Here is a 15,579-nt window from a genome sequence, read left to right on the forward strand (position 1 = left end):
TCCGTGAGCTAGGTCGTCGCCCGTAGCGGCCCTTTCAGGGATACATCGTTCACCCGGACGGCCAGATGTCAGCCGCTCAGGGTTGCAACGAGAAGTTCTGCCTCTCAGGGTGCCGTGAATCCCTGCTGTCACGCGAAGGCTGAGCAGAAGACCCAGGCGGCTGAGGCCTTCAGGAGGCCGGCAAGTGATAGGAGTAGAAGCGATCCCAGTGCGCGATAGGCATCGGGACTGCATCAAGAAGAGCCCAGGGATCACTCGAACGAGTCGTCGAGCGGGGGTGCCGGATGAATGAGCGCCAGGGGCCACAGGATCCGCCAGGGCCCGGTGACGCACACGTGCTGGACCTCCTCGAGAAGCTGTCCAGTCCCGAACTGGTGGTTCTACTGCGCGGAAGATTCCGAGTCAGCGAAAGAGAAGCAGTCGCGCTGGCTCTTGCAGATCTGGTGGCTCTCGACGTGCTTGGACTGCGCGACGACGTCTTCATGGACGGTGCAAACCCGCGGCTGCCCCTGCGTCCTCCGCTGCGGACCGTCGCCGCGGTTTACCACGACACCGTCCCGCTCACCAACGAGGGCAAGCCCTGGTGGAAGCAGCAAGGTGTTGTGGGAACGAAGCTCGAGGACGGAACAACGGGGGTCCATGGAGTGATCCTCGCCGAGGCTGTCTTTGAGAAGTACATGTCGTCGCGCTTGCATATGCGACTCATCCGAGGTGGGTACATCACGCGCGAGGTTCTTCCGTCACTTCTTGCACATGGCCTGATCTTCGGGCGGCGACTGACCGCAGAGGGCGAGAACGCCCGACACGTCTGGCACACCCTTGCGGAGCAGGGTGTTGTTCTCAGCGACCAGCAATTGCTGACCAGCGTTCCAAGCCGCATATGGAAGTATGTAGCTGAGGGGTGGTCTTTGTCGGAAGTCCCGTAGGTGCTACGGATTTGCGCGCGTGCTCGGAGCAGTGGCGGGTCCGAGGAGACGTCCAGTTCGGCAAGCTCCCATGTCCGCGCCCGCAGTGAAATCAGCGGCCAACCAGCGGGATGGGGAGCGGTGTCCCTGACCCCGCCCCTAGAGACAGTTGCCTTCATGTCTGGGGCTCACAACGGGCCTGAGCGCCGTGCCCAAGGTCACCGTGAATGGCGGCCCTCGCCGATTCCGCTCCGTCCAGCTCAGGACCCGACCGAGGAACCGGCGATGCGGCGTCCGGTCGAACGGACAGGCCCTTCAGCCGGTCGCCGTGGCGCGGCGGTGACGGACCCGCACAGCGAGGATGGCCAAGGCAGTGCCCACGACACCCCAGGCGACGACGACCCAGATCCGGGGGGGCGCTGTCGGCGGCGTTGAAGTAGACGATGCGGCGGAGGGCGTCGACGCCGGCGCCGTTGCCCTCGTCACGCAGCTCTCCCTCGACCTGGCGCCCGCCACCGTGGGAGTCGTCCACCGCATCCTCGCGGGGATCTTCAAGTCCGCCGTCCGCGACCGCCGGGTCGTCGCCTCCCCGTGCGAGGGCACCAAGCTGCCGAAGACCCATCGCCGCCGCATCGAGCCGCTGGCGCTCGAGGCGGTCGAGGCGCTGACGGAGGCCGTGCCGGACGGGTACCGGGCGCTGGTCACCCTCGCGGCGGGCGCAGGGCTCCGGCAGGGTGAGGCCTTCGGGCTCACCGTCGACCGCATCGACTTCCTGCGCCGGCAGCTCACCGCGGCCGTCTGGCGACCCGCGGTGCGGCGTGCCGGGCTCAGCGGCGTCACCATGCACTCGCTGCGGCACTTCTACGCGAGCCTGCTCGTCCGGCACGGGGAGTCGGTGAAGACCGTCCAGGCCCGGCTGGGCCACGCGAGCGCGGCCGAGACGCTCGACACCTACAGCCATCTCTGGCCTGACTCGGACGACCGAACCAGGGCCGCGGTCGACTCCGTGCTCGGCCGAGTTGCGGCTCCGTGCGGACTGCCGCCCCCCGCTGACCGCATAAGTGCTGGTCAGCGGGGAACGACGGACGAGTCGGCCTGTACGCCGGGTTCTGTCCTCGGGCGCCTCGCGGCCTCCCGATGGGCGGTCATCCATCTAGGCCTGCCGTTGCCGGCAGGCTCGAGCGGTCCACCCGCAGGCTCGGGCGGGCAGCCCTCGATCGCCTGCGCAGGACGGCGGCGAGCCGCCGTCCCTCTCGACCTTGCTCCGGGTGGGGTTTACCGAGCCACACCGGTCACCCGGTGTGCGGTGGTCTCTTACACCGCCGTTTCACCCTTACCAGCGGCGAACCGCTGGCGGTCTGTTCTCTGTGGCACTGTCCCGCGGGTCACCCCGGGTCGCCGTTAGCGACCACCCTGCCCTGTGGAGCCCGGACGTTCCTCGGCGACGGGGTCTCCCCCGCCGACGCGACCGCCCAGCCGACTCGTCCGTCGTGGTGACCAGTCTAGTTCGGCGCTCAGAACGGCGGCGCGTCCGTGGTGGCGACGAGGCCGGACGGCGTGGTGACGGTGAGCGTGCCCGCCGCGTCGAGCGCGTGGTCGAGGCCGGGGGCCTGGTGCTTGCCGCGGTGGTCACCGGTGCAGAAGCCCACCAGGTTGCCGACGTCGGTCGGCCCGTCGGGCCAGCGGATCCGGTGGTCGAGCTCGCCCGCCGCGACCGGACGGCGGCACCCCGGGAACCGGCAGCGGCGGTCGCGGCGCCGGACGAAGCGGTCGAGCTCCGCGCCCGGACGGTAGCCGTCGGTCGGCTCCGGGGCACCGAGCGGCTCCCCGGCCGCGGCCGCGCGGCGCAGGCCCGGCAGGTCGGTGAGCGACACGAGCGTGCCGGAGAGGGCGTCGACCAGGGCGATCCGCGGGCGCTCCAGCAGTCCTCCCCCACCGGTGCGCACCAGCAGGTCGCCGAGCGCGGCCCGGTCGGCCGCGGCCGCGGCACGCAGTGCCCCCAGGGCGTCGGCCGCGGCGGTCACCCGTCCCGCCGGCGAGCGCTGCCAGGCCGCCTCGTCGGCGCGATCGGCGAGCTCGGCGGTGTGCACCAGGTCGCGGGCGCGCACCAGCGCCGCCTCGGCGTCGCCGAGGATCCGTTCCGCCTCCTGCACCGCTCGATCGGCCGACCTCCACCACGTCCCGTCCTCGGGCGGGTCCGTCCCGGCCGGCCCGTCGGCCGGCGGCGGGTCGGGGTCGGGGTGCAGCCCCGCCTCGAACTCCGCCCACCAGCGGTCGTCGGCGTCGGCCATCTCGCGCTGCAGCTCCAGCCAGCCCTCGTCGAGCGTGCGCTCGGCGGCGGCCACGACCTCATCGGCGGTCAGCGGGTCGGGGTCGTCGAACTCGCCGGCCTCCAGGCGGCGCTCCCAGTCGGCCTCCCACTCGGCGTGCGCGGCCCGCATCCGCTCGGTCCAGCCGGAGTCGTCGAGGCCGAGATCGGGGAACTGCTCGTCCTCGCCCAGGTCCGCCGCCGGTGGCTCGTCGGCCGGCGCCCCGGGCCCGGCGCCGGCGAGGGCGTCCAGCAGCCGGCGGGCCACCTCGGCGGGGACCACCTGGCCACCGAGCTCGGCCGGGGCGTCCCCGCCCAGGACCGTGCTCACCGGCGCGACGAGGGTGAGGGCCACCTGCACCGGCGGGAGGTCCGACGACCCCCGGCGGAGCACCAGGTCGAGCAGGACGTCGGCCATCTTCTCCCCGCGCGACCGGGTGTCGGCCGGATCGGCCGGCAGCGCACCGGCGAGGGCCTCCAGGGTGGCGACCAGTGCCTGCGCCTCGGGCACGGTGAGCCTGGCGAAGACCGCTGCCATGCCGGCGGTCTTCTCCGGCTGCAGGTGCACCCCGCGGCGCTTCACCGCCCTGGCCAGCTCGTCGGCGACGTCGCGCAGGTTGCGCCGAGCCAGCACGCGCAGCACCTTGTCGCGCAGCTGCGGCGGCGTGGTGATGGTCCGCCGGGCGGCGCGATCGGCGACCCAGCCCAGCACCTCCGTCTCGACCTCGGCCCGCACCCGGTCGTCGACGACGGTCGCGACGTGCTCGAGGAGCGGCCACCGGTGCGCCTCGGTGAGCATTCCGGCCTCCAGCGCCGCCAGGGTGCCCGGGAGGCGCTCGACGAGGAGCAGCGACTCGGACAGCAGGGCGTCCGCCCGCGACCGCGTGCAGGTGAGCCCGATCGAGAGCTCCGGGGTCGCCCACTCGCTCACCGGCTTCAGCTCGTCCGGCCGGGCCGCCCACCGCGCGGCGCTCATCGCGCCCGGCTCCCCCTGGGCCCGGTCGGCCGACGCCGGCCGGGAGGCGGCGAACTCCGCCAGGGCCCGCGCCCGCACCGCGGTCTGCCGGGCGATCTCGCGGTCCGCGGCCTGCACCACCCCCAGCGGACCGGCGGCGAGGCCGGTCTGCGCTGCGTAGGCGGGAGGCTGGTCCACGTGTTCGATCATACGTTCGATCGGAACGCCGCGGCAAGGCCTGTGGACGATGAAAGCGCTGGTCAGCGTGTCGGGCGTGTCATCCCCAGTACAGCGTGAAGCCCACCCGCCGACCGCCGTCCTCGCCCAGTGTCGCCATGTCGATCTGCTGCCTCGCCTGCTCGTCGACCGGCACGTCGGAGAGCACCTCGAGGTACCGCCGGTGCTCGCTCAGCGACGCCACGGCCGGCTCGACCCCCTCGCTCACGTCGACGACGTGCGGCGCCTCGCCGCCGAAGACCTGCACGGCGATGTACTGCACGCCCGACCACGGCTCCTCCGCCAGGTCGGGGAAGATCCACTCGTTGGCGGCGTCGGCCACCGCGTCGAGCACCGACCGGGTCAGCGCGCGGTGGTCGGCCGAGTTCAGCGCGGCCGGCGAGACGCCGGGCGGGGTCCACGTGTCCCCGCCGTGCATCGTGACCACCAGCTCCGGCCGGTGGCGCCGGATCGCACCGGCGAGGTCGCGGCGCAGGGGCGGCCCGTACTCCAGGACGCCGTCCCGGTGGTCGAGGAACTCCACCTCCCGGACGCCGACGACGGCGGCCGAGCGCCGCTCCTCCTCCTCGCGCAGCGGGCCGGCCTCGGCGGGCGGCATCCCCGCGATCCCCGCCTCGCCGCGGGTGGCCAGCAGGTAGTGCACCTCCTTGCCGGCCGCCGTCCACACGGCCACCGCGGCGGCCGCGCCGTACTCGATGTCGTCGGGGTGGGCGGCGACGACGAGCGCGCGCTGCCAGTCGTCGGGCATGGGTGCTGAAGGCATGCCGCGGAGTCTGCCGGGGTGATCAACCCCGCCGGGCGGCTCGCAGCGCGGCCGCGATGAGCGGCGCCTGCAGCGGCAGCCGCACCGCGGCCACCGCGAGCGGCAGCGGGCGGCGCGGGACCACCCGGAACGTGTGCAGGTGGGCCGGCAGGAACGCGGTCAGGAGCCCGACCGCCGCCCAACCGCCGGAGCGCCGGGTCACGGGCAGGGCGAGCAGCGCCGCCGTCCCGATCTCCGCGACCCCGGTGACCGTGACCCACGTGCGCGCGTCGCCCAGCTCCGGGGCACCAGCCACTCGTAGACGGCGGGCCGGACCAGGTGCAGGACGCCGGAGCCGCCCAGCAGGGCGGCGAGTCCGGCCGTTCGCCAGGGCGTGCGCACGACCGCCACCGTAGGCTCGGCGCCCGTGTCCGCCCTCGACCTGGTCATCGCCGCGGCCGTGGCCTTCCTCGCCGGGGGCGTCAACTCCATCGCCGGCGGCGGCTCGCTGATCCTCTTCCCCACGCTGGTCGCGCTCGGCCTCGGCACGGTCGAGGCCAACGTCACCAACTCGGTCGCGCAGTGGCCCGGCTACCTCGGCGGCGTCGCCGGGTTCCGCCAGGAGTACGTCGGCCAGCGCAGCCGCCTGGTGCGCTTCGGCCTGGTCGCCGTCCTGGGCGGCATCGCCGGGTCCGTGCTGCTGCTGACCACCCCGACCGAGGCCTTCGACCTCGTCGTCCCGGTGCTCGTCCTGCTGGCCAGCCTGCTGCTGGCCGTCCAGCCGCTGCTCAACCAGCGGCTCCGGCGCGCCGAGGAGGTGGGCCGGACCCGCGACCCCGTCTGGCTCTACGTCGCCCTCTTCCTCGCCACCACCTACGGCGGCTACTTCGGCGGCGCGCTCGGCGTGATCCTCGTCGGCGTCCTCGGCCTGGCGCTGCACCGGCTGAAGCTCGCCAACGCGCTGAAGTCCGCGCTCTCCGCGGTGACCGCCACGGTCACGGTGGTCGTCTTCGGCCTGTTCGGCCCGGTGCACTGGGGCGTCGTCGCGGTCGCCGCCCCCGCCAGCCTGCTCGGCGGGTTCCTCGGCGCGCGCCTGGCCAGCCGGATCCCGTCCACCCCGCTGCGCGTGCTCATCGTGACCTTCGGCGTCGCCGTCTCGATCTACCTCTTCCTGCGGGCCGCCTGACGGTTCATCATCGCCCGCGTGAGCGCGCTGACCGCCAGCACCGACGAGGTGCCGCCGGGCAGTGCGTTCGCGTACTGGCAGGACCTCATCTGCGACACGTTCGTGCAGCTGTCCGCCGCGCCCACGACCGAGGCGCCGTTCCGCGGCCGGATCGCGCACACCGAGGTGGGCGCGGTCGAGCTCACCACGGTGCGGGCCAGCGGCCAGCACGTGCGCCGCACCCCGCGGCTGATCGCGCGCAGTTCCGAGGAGTACGTGCTGGCCAGCATCCAGGTGGCCGGGCGCGGGACGGTCGCCCAGGACGGGCGGACGGCGCCGCTGCCCCCCGGCGCCATGGCCTTCTACGACAGCACCCGCCCCTACGCGCTGCACTTCCCCGGCTCGTTCGAGCAGCTGGTCGTGCAGGTGCCCCGCCGGCTGCTGCCCGAGGGGCCGGTGCTGCACGCGACCGGGGTGGCGCTGGGCGCCACCAGCAGCGCCCGCCTGGTGGCCGACTTCTTCCGCGGACTCGCCCGCGCGCGGGCGACCGACCCGGCCGGCAGCGCGGCCCTCGCCCCGCACGCGCTGGGCCTGCTCACCTCGGCCCTCACCCTGGCCGCCGGGACGACGGCGCCGCGCGGCGACGGGGCGACGGCGGTGGACCGCGAGCGGGTGCTGGCCCACCTCGCCGCCCGCTACGCCGACCCCCGGCTGGACGCCGACCGGGTCGCCGAGGCGTGCCACCTCTCCCGCCGCACGCTGTTCCGGCTGTTCGAGGGCGAGCCCGAGGGCCTGGGCGACGTGCTGCGCCGGCTGCGGGTGACCGCCGCCCAGGACCTGCTGCGCACGCAGCCCCGGATGCCGCTGGCCGCCGTCGCCGGGCGCTGCGGCTTCGCCGGCGAGGCGCAGTTCCACCGCACCTTCCGGGCGGTCACCGGCAGCACCCCCGCGGCCTACCGGCGGGCGGCGCTCGGCGCGCCCTGAGCTGGCACCGATCGTCAGGAACGCGGCACGCACGGCGAGTCCGCCCGGCGCCGGCGGCGCCACCGTCGCAGCATGCCGCCGCGCCCGACGGCGGCCCGATCCGGGAGGTCCGCCATGAGCTCCGCCACGCGCCCAGCACAGCCCGTCCGCGTCGCCGCCGTCCAGGCCGAGCCGCGCTGGCTCGACCTGGAGGCGGGCGTGACGCAGGTGTGCGACCTGATCGCCGAGGCCGCCGGGAACGGCGCGCAGCTCGTCGCCTTCGGCGAGACGTTCGTCCCCGGCTACCCCTGGTGGATCTGGCTGGACAGCCCCGCCTGGGGCATGCAGTTCGTGCCGCGGTACGCGGACAACGCGATGACCCGCGACGGCGAGCACATGCAGCGGATCGCCGCCGCGGCCGGCCGGCACCGGGTGCACGTCGTCCTCGGGTTCGCGGAGAAGGCCGGCGGCTCGCTGTACATGTCGCAGGCCTTCCTCGACGACACCGGGGCGGTGATCGCCGTGCGCCGCAAGCTCAAGCCCACCCACGTGGAGCGCAGCGTGTTCGGCGAGGGCGACGGCAGCGACATCCAGGTGCACGAGACCCGGCTCGGCCGGCTCGGCGGCCTCAACTGCTGGGAGCACTTCCAGCCGCTCACCAAGTACGCGATGTACAGCAAGGGCGAGCAGATCCACGTGGCCTCGTGGCCGAGCTTCTCGGTCTACCGCGGCGCGGCCACCGCGCTCGGCCCGGAGGTCAACACCGCCGCCAGCCGCGTCTACGCCGTCGAGGGGCAGACGTTCGTCGTCGCCCCCTGCTCGGTGGTGGGCCAGGCGGCGCACGACCTGTTCGCCGACACCGAGGTCAAGAAGCAGCTGCTGCTGCAGGGCGGCGGGTTCACCCGCATCTACGGGCCGGAGGGCACCGAGCTCGCCGCGCCGCTGGCCGAGGACGAGGAGGGCATCCTCTACGCCGACCTCGACCCGGCGCTGCTCGCGATCGCCAAGTCCGCCGCCGACCCGGTCGGCCACTACTCGCGGCCCGACGTCTTCCGGCTGCTGTTCAACGCCCGGCCCAACCGGGCCGTGGTCACCGAGGAGGAGCTGCCCGAGCCGTCCGACCTCGTGCCCGTCGAGCCGCCGGCGCTGCAGGGGGTGTGAGCGCTACTCCCCGCCCCGCCCGGGCTCGCCGATGGCGATCATCGCCTCGACGGCGGCCCGGGCGCGGGTGGCGGTCTCCGGGTCGACGTCGACGGCGCCCTCGCCGGTGCGCAGCGTGTGCAGCAGCTTGGCCGGGGTGATCATCTTCATGTAGCGGCAGGCGGCGCGGTCGTTCATCGGGATGAACGACGTGCCGGCGTTGAGCGCCCGCAGCTGGTGCAGGATGCCGACCTCGGTCGCCACCAGCACCTCCCGCGACGACGTCCGGGCGGCCTCCTCGACCATGCCGCCGGTGGACAGCACGCGGGTCCGGTCGGCGGGCAGGTCGCCGTGGCTGACCAGGTCGAGCACCGAGGTCGTGCAGCCGCACTCGGGGTGCACCAGGATCTCGGCGTCGGGGTGCGCGGCCACCTGGGCGCGCACGTCGGAGGGGCTGATCCCGGCGTGCACGTGGCACTCTCCCGCCCACACGTGGATGTCCTGCCGCCCGGTGACCCGCTTGACGTGGGCGCCGAGGAACTGGTCGGGGCAGAACAGGATCTCCCGGTCCTCGGGGATCGACCGGACGACGTCGGCGGCGTTGGACGACGTGCAGCAGATGTCGGTCTCGGCCTTGACCGCGGCGGTCGTGTTCACGTAGCTGACGACGACGGCGCCCGGGTGCTCGGCCTTCCACTCGCGCAGCTGCTCGGCGGTGATGCTGTCGGCCAGCGAGCAGCCGGCCGCGTGGTCGGGCAGCAGCACGGTCTTGCCCGGCGAGAGGATCTTCGCCGTCTCGGCCATGAAGTGGACGCCGCAGAAGACGATCTCGCGGGCGTCGGTCTGCGCCGCGACGCGGGAGAGGTACAGCGAGTCGCCGGTGTAGTGGGCGACGTCCTGGATCTCGGGGACCTGGTAGTTGTGCGCGAGGATCACCGCTCCGCGCTCCTCGGCCAGGGCGCGCACCTCGCGCGCCCAGGCCCGGTACTCCTCGGGCGACAACGTCCGCTCGTCGCCGACGACGGCGGGGGTGGCGGGCGCGATGGTCGCGGTCACGCGGGCTCCAGGGGTCTCGTGCGGGCCGTCACACCGGGAACGCCCGCGCCGGCCTGTCATCTTCCCGCAACGGTGCCGCGGGCCGTCGGCCCCGTCGGGAGCGCGCCCTAGGATTCCGTCGTCCGCACGACCGTTCAACCCTCAAGGACCCGACATGCGCCGCCTCGCCCCGCTCACCGCGCTCGCCGCCGCCGCGCTGCTGGCGACCGCCTGCGCCCCGCAGGAGTCGTCGAGCGACAGCTCGGCGACCTCGGGATCGGCGGCCGGCGGCTCCTGCACGCCGGAGGAGCTCGAGACCCTCGAGCCCGGGACGCTGACCATCGCCACCGACCAGCCCGCGTACGAGCCGTGGATGGTCGACGACACCCCCGAGAACGGCGAGGGCTTCGAGTCCGCCGTCGCCTACGCGGTCGCCGAGCAACTGGGCTACGCCGAGGAGGACGTCACCTGGACGCGCGTGCCGTTCAACGCCGCGATCCAGCCCGGCGACCGGCCGTTCGACTTCGACATCAACCAGTTCTCGATCACCGAGGAGCGCCGGCAGGCGGTCGACTTCTCCTCGCCGTACTACACGGTCAGCCAGGCGGTCATCACCACCGCCGGCTCGCCGGCCGACGGCGCCACCAGCCTCGAGGAGCTGCGCGGCCTGCGCCTGGGCGCCCAGGTGGCCACGACCAGCCTCGACGTCCTCACCGAGACCATCGCGCCGGAGAGCGACCCGGTCGTGTTCAACACCAACGACGACGCCAAGCTGGCCCTGCAGAACGGCCAGGTCGACGGGATCGTCGTCGACCTGCCGACGGCGTTCTTCATCACCGCCGCCGAGCTGGAGAACGGCGTGATCGTCGGCCAGATCGAGAACTCGGGCGCCGGCGGCGACGAGTTCGGCCTGCTGCTGGAGAAGGACAGCCCGCTCACCGACTGCGTCAGCCAGGCGGTGGACGCCCTGCGGGAGGACGGCACGCTCGAGGAGCTCGAGCAGCAGTGGCTGTCCGACGTCGCCGACGCGCCCGTCCTGAACTGATGCACGGCGCCCTCCCGGCGCCCAGCGACCTCGAGCTCTCCCGCCGGGCCTGGCGTGCGCGCCGGGCCCGGCGGTCCACGGGCATCGCGCTGCTCTCCACCCTGCTGTTCGCGGTGGCGGCGTACCTCGCCGTCACCCGGGCGCCGGGCTGGCCGCGGGTGCAGGCCACGTTCTTCTCGTGGTCGGTGGCGGTGGACGCGTTCCCCGAGATCCTCGAGGGGCTCTGGCTGAACCTGCAGGTGCTCGCGGTCGGCGGCGTGCTGGTGGTGCTGGTCGGCCTGCTGCTCGCGACCGTGCGCACGCTGCGCGGGCCGGCGTTCGCGCCGCTGCGGATCGTCGCGACGGCCTACGTCGACCTGTTCCGCGGCATGCCGCTGATCATCGTGCTCTACCTGGTCGGGTTCGGGTTCCCGGCGCTCGGCCTGCAGGGGGTGCCCACGTCGCCGTTCGTCCTGGGGACGGCGGCGATCGTGCTCGTCTACTCCGCCTACGTCGCCGAGGTCTTCCGGGCCGGCATCGAGTCGGTGCACCCGAGCCAGCGCGCCGCCGCGCGGTCGCTGGGCCTCACCCACCGGCAGACGATGCGCCTCGTCGTCCTGCCCCAGGCGCTGCGCACGGTGACCCCGGCGCTGCTCAACGACTTCGTCGCGCTGCAGAAGGACGTCGGGCTGATCTCGGTGCTGGGCGCCGTCGACGCCGTCCGGTCGGCGCAGATCATCGTCGGGCAGACGTTCAACTTCACGCCGTACGTCGTCGCCGGGCTGCTGTTCGTGCTGCTCGCCGTCCCCTCCGCGCGGCTGGCCGATCACGTGTCGGCGCGGGCCCGCCGGCGCCAGCAGTCGGGGTCGCTCCTGTGAGCGTCCTGGAGCTGAGGAACGTGGTGAAGGCGTTCGGCGCGAACGTCGTGCTGCGCGGCGTCGACCTCGCCGTCGACGAGCACCGGGTGGTCGCGCTGATCGGCGGCTCGGGCTCGGGCAAGTCGACGCTGCTGCGCTGCGCCAGCCTGCTGGAGACCGTCGACGACGGGCAGGTGTTCCTCGACGGCGAGGACGTCACCGACCCGCGGGTCGACGCCGACCGGGTGCGCCGGCGGATGGGTGTGGTCTTCCAGGCCTACAACCTCTTCCCGCACCTGTCCGTGCTGGACAACGTGACGCTGGCGCCCACCGTCGTCCACGGCCGGCCGAAGGCCGACGTGCGGGAGGAGGCGCTGGCGCTGCTGGAGCGCATCGGCCTGGCCGACAAGGCCGCCGAGTTCCCCGACCGGCTCTCCGGCGGCCAGCAGCAGCGGGTGGCGATCGTCCGCGCGCTCGCCGTCCGCCCCCGGGTGCTGCTGCTGGACGAGATCACCAGCGCCCTGGACCCCGAGCTGGTCGGCGAGGTGCTGGCCGTCGTCCGGGAGGTGGCGGCGCAGGGCATGACGATCCTGATGGCGACGCACGAGATGGGCTTCGCCCGGCAGGTCGCCGACACGGTGGCGTTCCTCGACGGTGGCGTGCTGCTGGAGTCCGGCCCGCCGGGGCAGGTGCTCGGCGAGCCCCAGCACCCCCGCACCCGGCAGTTCCTCAGCCGGGTGATCGACGCCGGGCGGCTATGACCGGAGGTGGCTCGTGTCGTTGACGAGGCGCACCGACGCCCGCCCGTCGGACGACCAGGCCACGGTGGACAGCGAGGCCGCCTCCAGGAACACGCGGTGCACGACCTCGTCGCCGGCGCCGAGGCCGGCGGCGAGCATGAGCTTGATCGGGGTCACGTGGCTCACGACGAGCACCGTCTCCCCGGCGTGCTCCCGCAGGATCCGCTCCCGCGCCCGCGCCACCCGGGCGCTGACGTCGGCGATCGACTCCCCGCCCGGGGCCCGCACGTCGGTGCCGCCGAAGAACCGCCGCAGGGCCAGCGGGTTGCGGGCGCGGGCCTCGTCGCCGGTCAGCCCCTCCCACTCGCCGAAGTCGAGCTCGCGCAGGTCCTGGTCGACCTCCACGGACAGCCCCAGCACCTCGGCGGCGGCCTGCGCGGTCTCGCGGCAGCGCTGCAGCGGCGAGGCGAGGATCGCGTCGATGCCCCGGCCGGCCAGCTGCCGCGCGGCCGAGGTCGCCTCGGCCCGGCCGAGGTCCGACAGCGGCAGGTCGCTGCTGCCGCTGAACCGGCGCTCGGGGGTGTGCTCGGTCTGCCCGTGCCGCAGCAGGTGGGTCAGCGTGGTGACGACGGGCTTCGGCTCGGGGGCCGGCTGGACGTCGTCCTCGACGACGACGGGCTCGAGGCCGGCGTCGCGGTGCACCGGCTTGCCGTCCATGGCGCTGTTGGCGAGCGCGTCGGCCGCGCTGTTCTGGGCCCGCGGCACCCACGTGTAGCGGACCGCACCGAGCTGCCGGGCGATCTGCCGGGCCTGCAGCGCCAGCTTCTGCATGTCGGGGTGCTTGATCTTCCAGCGCCCGCTCATCTGCTCGACGACGAGCTTGGAGTCCATGCGGACCTCGACCTCAGCTGAAGGGTCGAGGTCGAGCGCGGCCTGCAGCCCTGCCACGAGCCCGCCGTACTCGGCGACGTTGTTGGTGGCCACGCCCACCGAGGCCGCCCGCTCGGCGAGCACGCGGCCGCTGCCGGCGTCGCGGACCAGCGCGCCGTAACCGGCCGGGCCGGGGTTGCCCCGCGAGCCGCCGTCCGCCTCGACGACGAGACGACGGCCGCTCACAGACCGGACTCGCCGGTGCGCACCAGGATCCGGCCGCAGTTGTCGCACCGCACGACCTCGTGCGGGTCGGCCGCGCGGACGGCGGCGAGCTCCTTGCCGAACAGCTCGATCCGGCAGCCCTGGCACTGGCGGGCCCGCAGCAGCGCCGCGCCGGTGGTGCCGGTCTGGGTGCGGATCCGGTCGTACAGCGACAGCAGCGGAGCGGGGACGCCGCCGGCCACCTCGGCGCGGGCCGCCTCGTGCCGGGCGGTGGCGGCGGCGATGTCGGCCAGCGCCTCGTCGCGCAGCTGCTCGGCCCGCTCCCGCTCGGCGCGGGCCCGCTCCACGCCCTCGCGGGCGGAGGCCAGCGCGGCGTCGGCGGTCTCCTGGCGCTCCATGAGCTCGAGCTCCTGGTCCTCCAGGTCGCCCTGCCGCCGGGCCAGCGACTCCAGCTCGTGCTGCAGCGCGGTCACCTCGCGCGCGGGCAGGCCGCCGGCCTCCAGCCGCTGCTGGTCGCGCGCCGCCCGCGTGCGGACCACCTCGACGTCCCCCTCCAGCCGCCCGACCTCGCGCTCGAGGTCGCGGGCCTCGGTCTCGGCGCGCACCAGCTGGGCCGAGAGCTCGCGCTCGGCCTCGGCCGCCGTCTCGACCGCGGCCGCCTCGGGCAGCGTCCGCTTCCGGTGGGCCAGCTGGGTCAGCGCGACGTCCTCGGCGGCGAGTGTCAGCAGCTTCTGCTGGTCGAAGTGGTCGGCCTTCACACCGCCCAACCTATCGGCGGTGCGCCGCCTCCTCCGCCACCCCCGGCGGGGCGGACGCCAGCGGGTCGGGCAGGTCGCGCACCGTCGGGTCCTCGCGCTCGGCGGTGTAGTCGGTCTCGGCCGTCCCGTCGACGCCGTCGGCGACCCGCATCGCCCGCAGCACCACGGTCACCGCGGCGGCGACGAGCAGGTTGACCAGGAGGGCGATGAAGCCGGCGTAGACGGTGGCCTCGGTGTCGAACCCGAGCTTCGACAGCGGGAAGGCCGAGCCGCCGAAGTGCTCCCGGACGACCTCGCCGTCGGGACCGACGCGCTGGATGTTGTAGAGCATCAGGATGCCGGCGCCCATGCCGGCCACCCAGCCCGCGATCAGCCCGCCGCGGTGCAGCCACCGGGTGAACAGACCGATCGCCACGGCCGGCAGCGTCTGCAGGATGATCACGCCGCCGATCAGCTGCAGGTCGATCGAGAACTGCGGCGCGATGAACAGGATCGCCGCCACCGCGCCGACCTTGACCACCAGCGACGTCACCTTGGCGACCTGGGCCTCCTCGCGCGGCGAGGCGTCCTTGCGCAGGAACTCCTTGTAGATGTTGCGGGTGAACAGGTTGGCCGCGGCGATCGACATCACCGCCGCCGGCACCAGCGCGCCGATGCCGATGGCGGCGAACGCCACGCCGGCGAACCAGCTCGGGAACATCTCCTGGAACAGCACCGGGACGACGGTGTTGCTGTCCTCGCCGATCGGCGTCACCCCGGCCGCGATGGCCATGAAGCCGAGCAGCGCGATCAGGCCCAGCGCCAGGCTGTAGAGCGGCAGCGCGCTCATGTTGCGCTTGAGCACGTCGCGGTTGGCCGCCGCCAGCACCCCGGTGATCGAGTGCGGGTAGAGGAACAGCGCCAGCGCCGAGCCCAGGGCCAGGGTGGCGTAGTTCAGCTGCGCCGGGCCGCCCAGCAGCACCCCGCCGGTGCCGGCCGCGGTGAACTTCTCCTCCGCGGCGCCGAAGATCGCCTCCCAGCCGCCCAGCTTCACCGGGATGACGATCACCGCGACGATGATCGTCAGGTAGATGAGCGTGTCCTTGACGAACGCGATGAGCGCGGGCGCCCGCAGCCCGGAGTTGTACGTGTAGAGCGCCAGGATGATGAAGGCGACGATCAGCGGCAGCTCGCCCTCCACGCCCATCGCCTTGAGCACGGCCTCGATGCCGACGAGCTGCAGCGCGATGTAGGGCATCGTCGCGACGATGCCGGTGATCGCGACCAGCAGCGCCATCGTCGGGGAGTCGAAGCGCGACCGGACGAAGTCGGCGGGGGTCACGAAGCCGCGCACGTGGCTGACCGACCAGAGCCGGATGACCACCAGGAACACCAGCGGGTAGATGACGATCGTGTACGGGACGGCGAAGAACCCGGCCGCGCCCGCGCCGAAGACCAGCGCCGGCACCGCCACGAACGTGTACGCGGTGTAGAGGTCGCCGCCGAGCAGGAACCAGGTGATCCACGACCCGAAGCTGCGCCCGCCCAGGCCCCACTCGTCGAGGTGCATGAGGTTCTCGGCCCGCCGCCACCGCGCGGCGACGAAGCCGAGCACGGTGACCAGCAGGAACAGCACGATGACGATCGTCAGCTCGACCACGTTGACGCCGTCCACG

At 73.7% G+C, this 15,579-nt stretch carries 14 protein-coding genes, 1 other RNA gene and 1 pseudogene; 8 read left to right on the forward strand and 8 right to left on the reverse strand.

Translation table 11 applies throughout. From position 1 onward, the window contains the following. Positions 1 to 335: 335 nt before the first annotated feature. Entirely contained in the window at positions 336 to 926 is a 591-nt protein-coding gene (locus tag ACI797_RS02330; RefSeq protein ID WP_456856915.1) for a hypothetical protein, read from the forward strand. 820 nt (positions 927 to 1,746) lie between these two features. Then, positions 1,747 to 1,809 (forward strand): annotated as a pseudogene (locus tag ACI797_RS02335) (hypothetical protein); the annotation flags it as partial. A 178-nt stretch (positions 1,810 to 1,987) separates the two neighbouring features. Here the strand turns inward: ACI797_RS02335 and rnpB are convergent. The 4 genes from rnpB to ACI797_RS02355 all read right to left on the reverse strand — a co-directional run bounded on the left by rnpB (position 1,988) and on the right by ACI797_RS02355 (position 5,463). Further along, an RNA gene (gene rnpB, locus ACI797_RS02340) (RNase P RNA component class A) lies at positions 1,988 to 2,389 on the reverse strand. Positions 2,390 to 2,419: 30 nt separating this feature from the next. Further along, positions 2,420 to 4,366 (reverse strand): DUF222 domain-containing protein, encoded by a 1,947-nt coding sequence (locus ACI797_RS02345; protein ID WP_456856916.1) that lies wholly within the window; start codon positions 4,364 to 4,366, stop codon positions 2,420 to 2,422. 79 nt (positions 4,367 to 4,445) lie between these two features. After that, the gene (locus tag ACI797_RS02350) at positions 4,446 to 5,168 is read right to left on the reverse strand and encodes a PIG-L deacetylase family protein (RefSeq protein ID WP_456856917.1); all 723 of its coding nucleotides are present in this window, start codon (positions 5,166 to 5,168) and stop codon (positions 4,446 to 4,448) included. 22 nt (positions 5,169 to 5,190) lie between these two features. Continuing rightward, entirely contained in the window at positions 5,191 to 5,463 is a 273-nt protein-coding gene (locus ACI797_RS02355; protein WP_456856918.1) for a DoxX family protein, read from the reverse strand. 111 nt (positions 5,464 to 5,574) lie between these two features. Here ACI797_RS02355 and ACI797_RS02360 point away from each other — a divergent pair, with 111 nt between their 5' ends. The 3 genes from ACI797_RS02360 to ACI797_RS02370 all read left to right on the forward strand — a co-directional run bounded on the left by ACI797_RS02360 (position 5,575) and on the right by ACI797_RS02370 (position 8,436). Then, positions 5,575 to 6,333, forward strand: coding sequence for a sulfite exporter TauE/SafE family protein (locus tag ACI797_RS02360; protein WP_456856919.1), 759 nt, complete (start codon positions 5,575 to 5,577; stop codon positions 6,331 to 6,333). Between the two features lie 18 nt (positions 6,334 to 6,351). After that, on the forward strand, positions 6,352 to 7,296 hold the full coding sequence (locus ACI797_RS02365) for an AraC-like ligand-binding domain-containing protein (RefSeq protein ID WP_456856920.1): 945 nt from the start codon (positions 6,352 to 6,354) through the stop codon (positions 7,294 to 7,296). A 114-nt stretch (positions 7,297 to 7,410) separates the two neighbouring features. Further along, positions 7,411 to 8,436: a carbon-nitrogen hydrolase family protein gene (locus ACI797_RS02370; RefSeq protein ID WP_456856921.1), complete on the forward strand. Its 1,026-nt coding sequence runs from the start codon at positions 7,411 to 7,413 to the stop codon at positions 8,434 to 8,436. 3 nt (positions 8,437 to 8,439) lie between these two features. On the opposite strand, the gene nadA is transcribed toward ACI797_RS02370, so the two are convergent. Continuing rightward, on the reverse strand, positions 8,440 to 9,471 hold the full coding sequence (nadA, locus tag ACI797_RS02375; RefSeq protein ID WP_456856922.1) for a quinolinate synthase NadA: 1,032 nt from the start codon (positions 9,469 to 9,471) through the stop codon (positions 8,440 to 8,442). A gap of 154 nt (positions 9,472 to 9,625) precedes the next feature. Between nadA and ACI797_RS02380 the strand changes: the two genes are divergently transcribed. Genes ACI797_RS02380 through ACI797_RS02390 form a run of 3 tightly spaced genes read left to right on the forward strand, consistent with a single transcriptional unit; the run spans position 9,626 to position 12,092 of the window. Next, complete coding sequence (locus ACI797_RS02380) at positions 9,626 to 10,495, forward strand: ABC transporter substrate-binding protein (protein WP_456856923.1); 870 nt, start codon at positions 9,626 to 9,628, stop codon at positions 10,493 to 10,495. Continuing rightward, on the forward strand, positions 10,495 to 11,352 hold the full coding sequence (locus tag ACI797_RS02385) for an amino acid ABC transporter permease (RefSeq protein WP_456856924.1): 858 nt from the start codon (positions 10,495 to 10,497) through the stop codon (positions 11,350 to 11,352). The genes ACI797_RS02380 and ACI797_RS02385 overlap by 1 nt, the downstream gene beginning before the upstream one ends. After that, the gene (locus ACI797_RS02390) at positions 11,349 to 12,092 is read left to right on the forward strand and encodes an amino acid ABC transporter ATP-binding protein (RefSeq protein WP_456856925.1); all 744 of its coding nucleotides are present in this window, start codon (positions 11,349 to 11,351) and stop codon (positions 12,090 to 12,092) included. The genes ACI797_RS02385 and ACI797_RS02390 overlap by 4 nt, the downstream gene beginning before the upstream one ends. Here ACI797_RS02390 and ACI797_RS02395 read toward each other — a convergent pair. Genes ACI797_RS02395 through mctP form a run of 3 tightly spaced genes read right to left on the reverse strand, consistent with a single transcriptional unit; the run spans position 12,087 to position 15,578 of the window. Beyond that, positions 12,087 to 13,187 carry a bifunctional RNase H/acid phosphatase gene (locus tag ACI797_RS02395; RefSeq protein ID WP_456856926.1) on the reverse strand — a complete coding sequence of 367 codons (1,101 nt, stop codon included), beginning with the start codon at positions 13,185 to 13,187 and terminating at the stop codon, positions 12,087 to 12,089. The genes ACI797_RS02390 and ACI797_RS02395 overlap by 6 nt on opposite strands. Next, positions 13,184 to 13,924 (reverse strand): zinc ribbon domain-containing protein, encoded by a 741-nt coding sequence (locus ACI797_RS02400; protein WP_456856927.1) that lies wholly within the window; start codon positions 13,922 to 13,924, stop codon positions 13,184 to 13,186. The genes ACI797_RS02395 and ACI797_RS02400 overlap by 4 nt, the downstream gene beginning before the upstream one ends. A gap of 10 nt (positions 13,925 to 13,934) precedes the next feature. Next, on the reverse strand, positions 13,935 to 15,578 hold the full coding sequence (gene mctP, locus ACI797_RS02405; protein ID WP_456856928.1) for a monocarboxylate uptake permease MctP: 1,644 nt from the start codon (positions 15,576 to 15,578) through the stop codon (positions 13,935 to 13,937). Between the last annotated feature and the right edge of the window lies 1 nt (position 15,579).

This window comes from Geodermatophilus sp. SYSU D00691 (assembly GCF_054050275.1).

Coding starts and splice junctions, on each gene's coding strand:
- ACI797_RS02380 (WP_456856923.1), top strand. CDS start 9,626: ATGCGCCGCCTCGCCCCGCTCACCGCGCTCGCCGCCGCCGCGCTGCTG.
- ACI797_RS02385 (WP_456856924.1), top strand. CDS start 10,495: ATGCACGGCGCCCTCCCGGCGCCCAGCGACCTCGAGCTCTCCCGCCGG.
- ACI797_RS02370 (WP_456856921.1), top strand. CDS start 7,411: ATGAGCTCCGCCACGCGCCCAGCACAGCCCGTCCGCGTCGCCGCCGTC.
- ACI797_RS02350 (WP_456856917.1), bottom strand. CDS start 5,168: ATGCCTTCAGCACCCATGCCCGACGACTGGCAGCGCGCGCTCGTCGTC.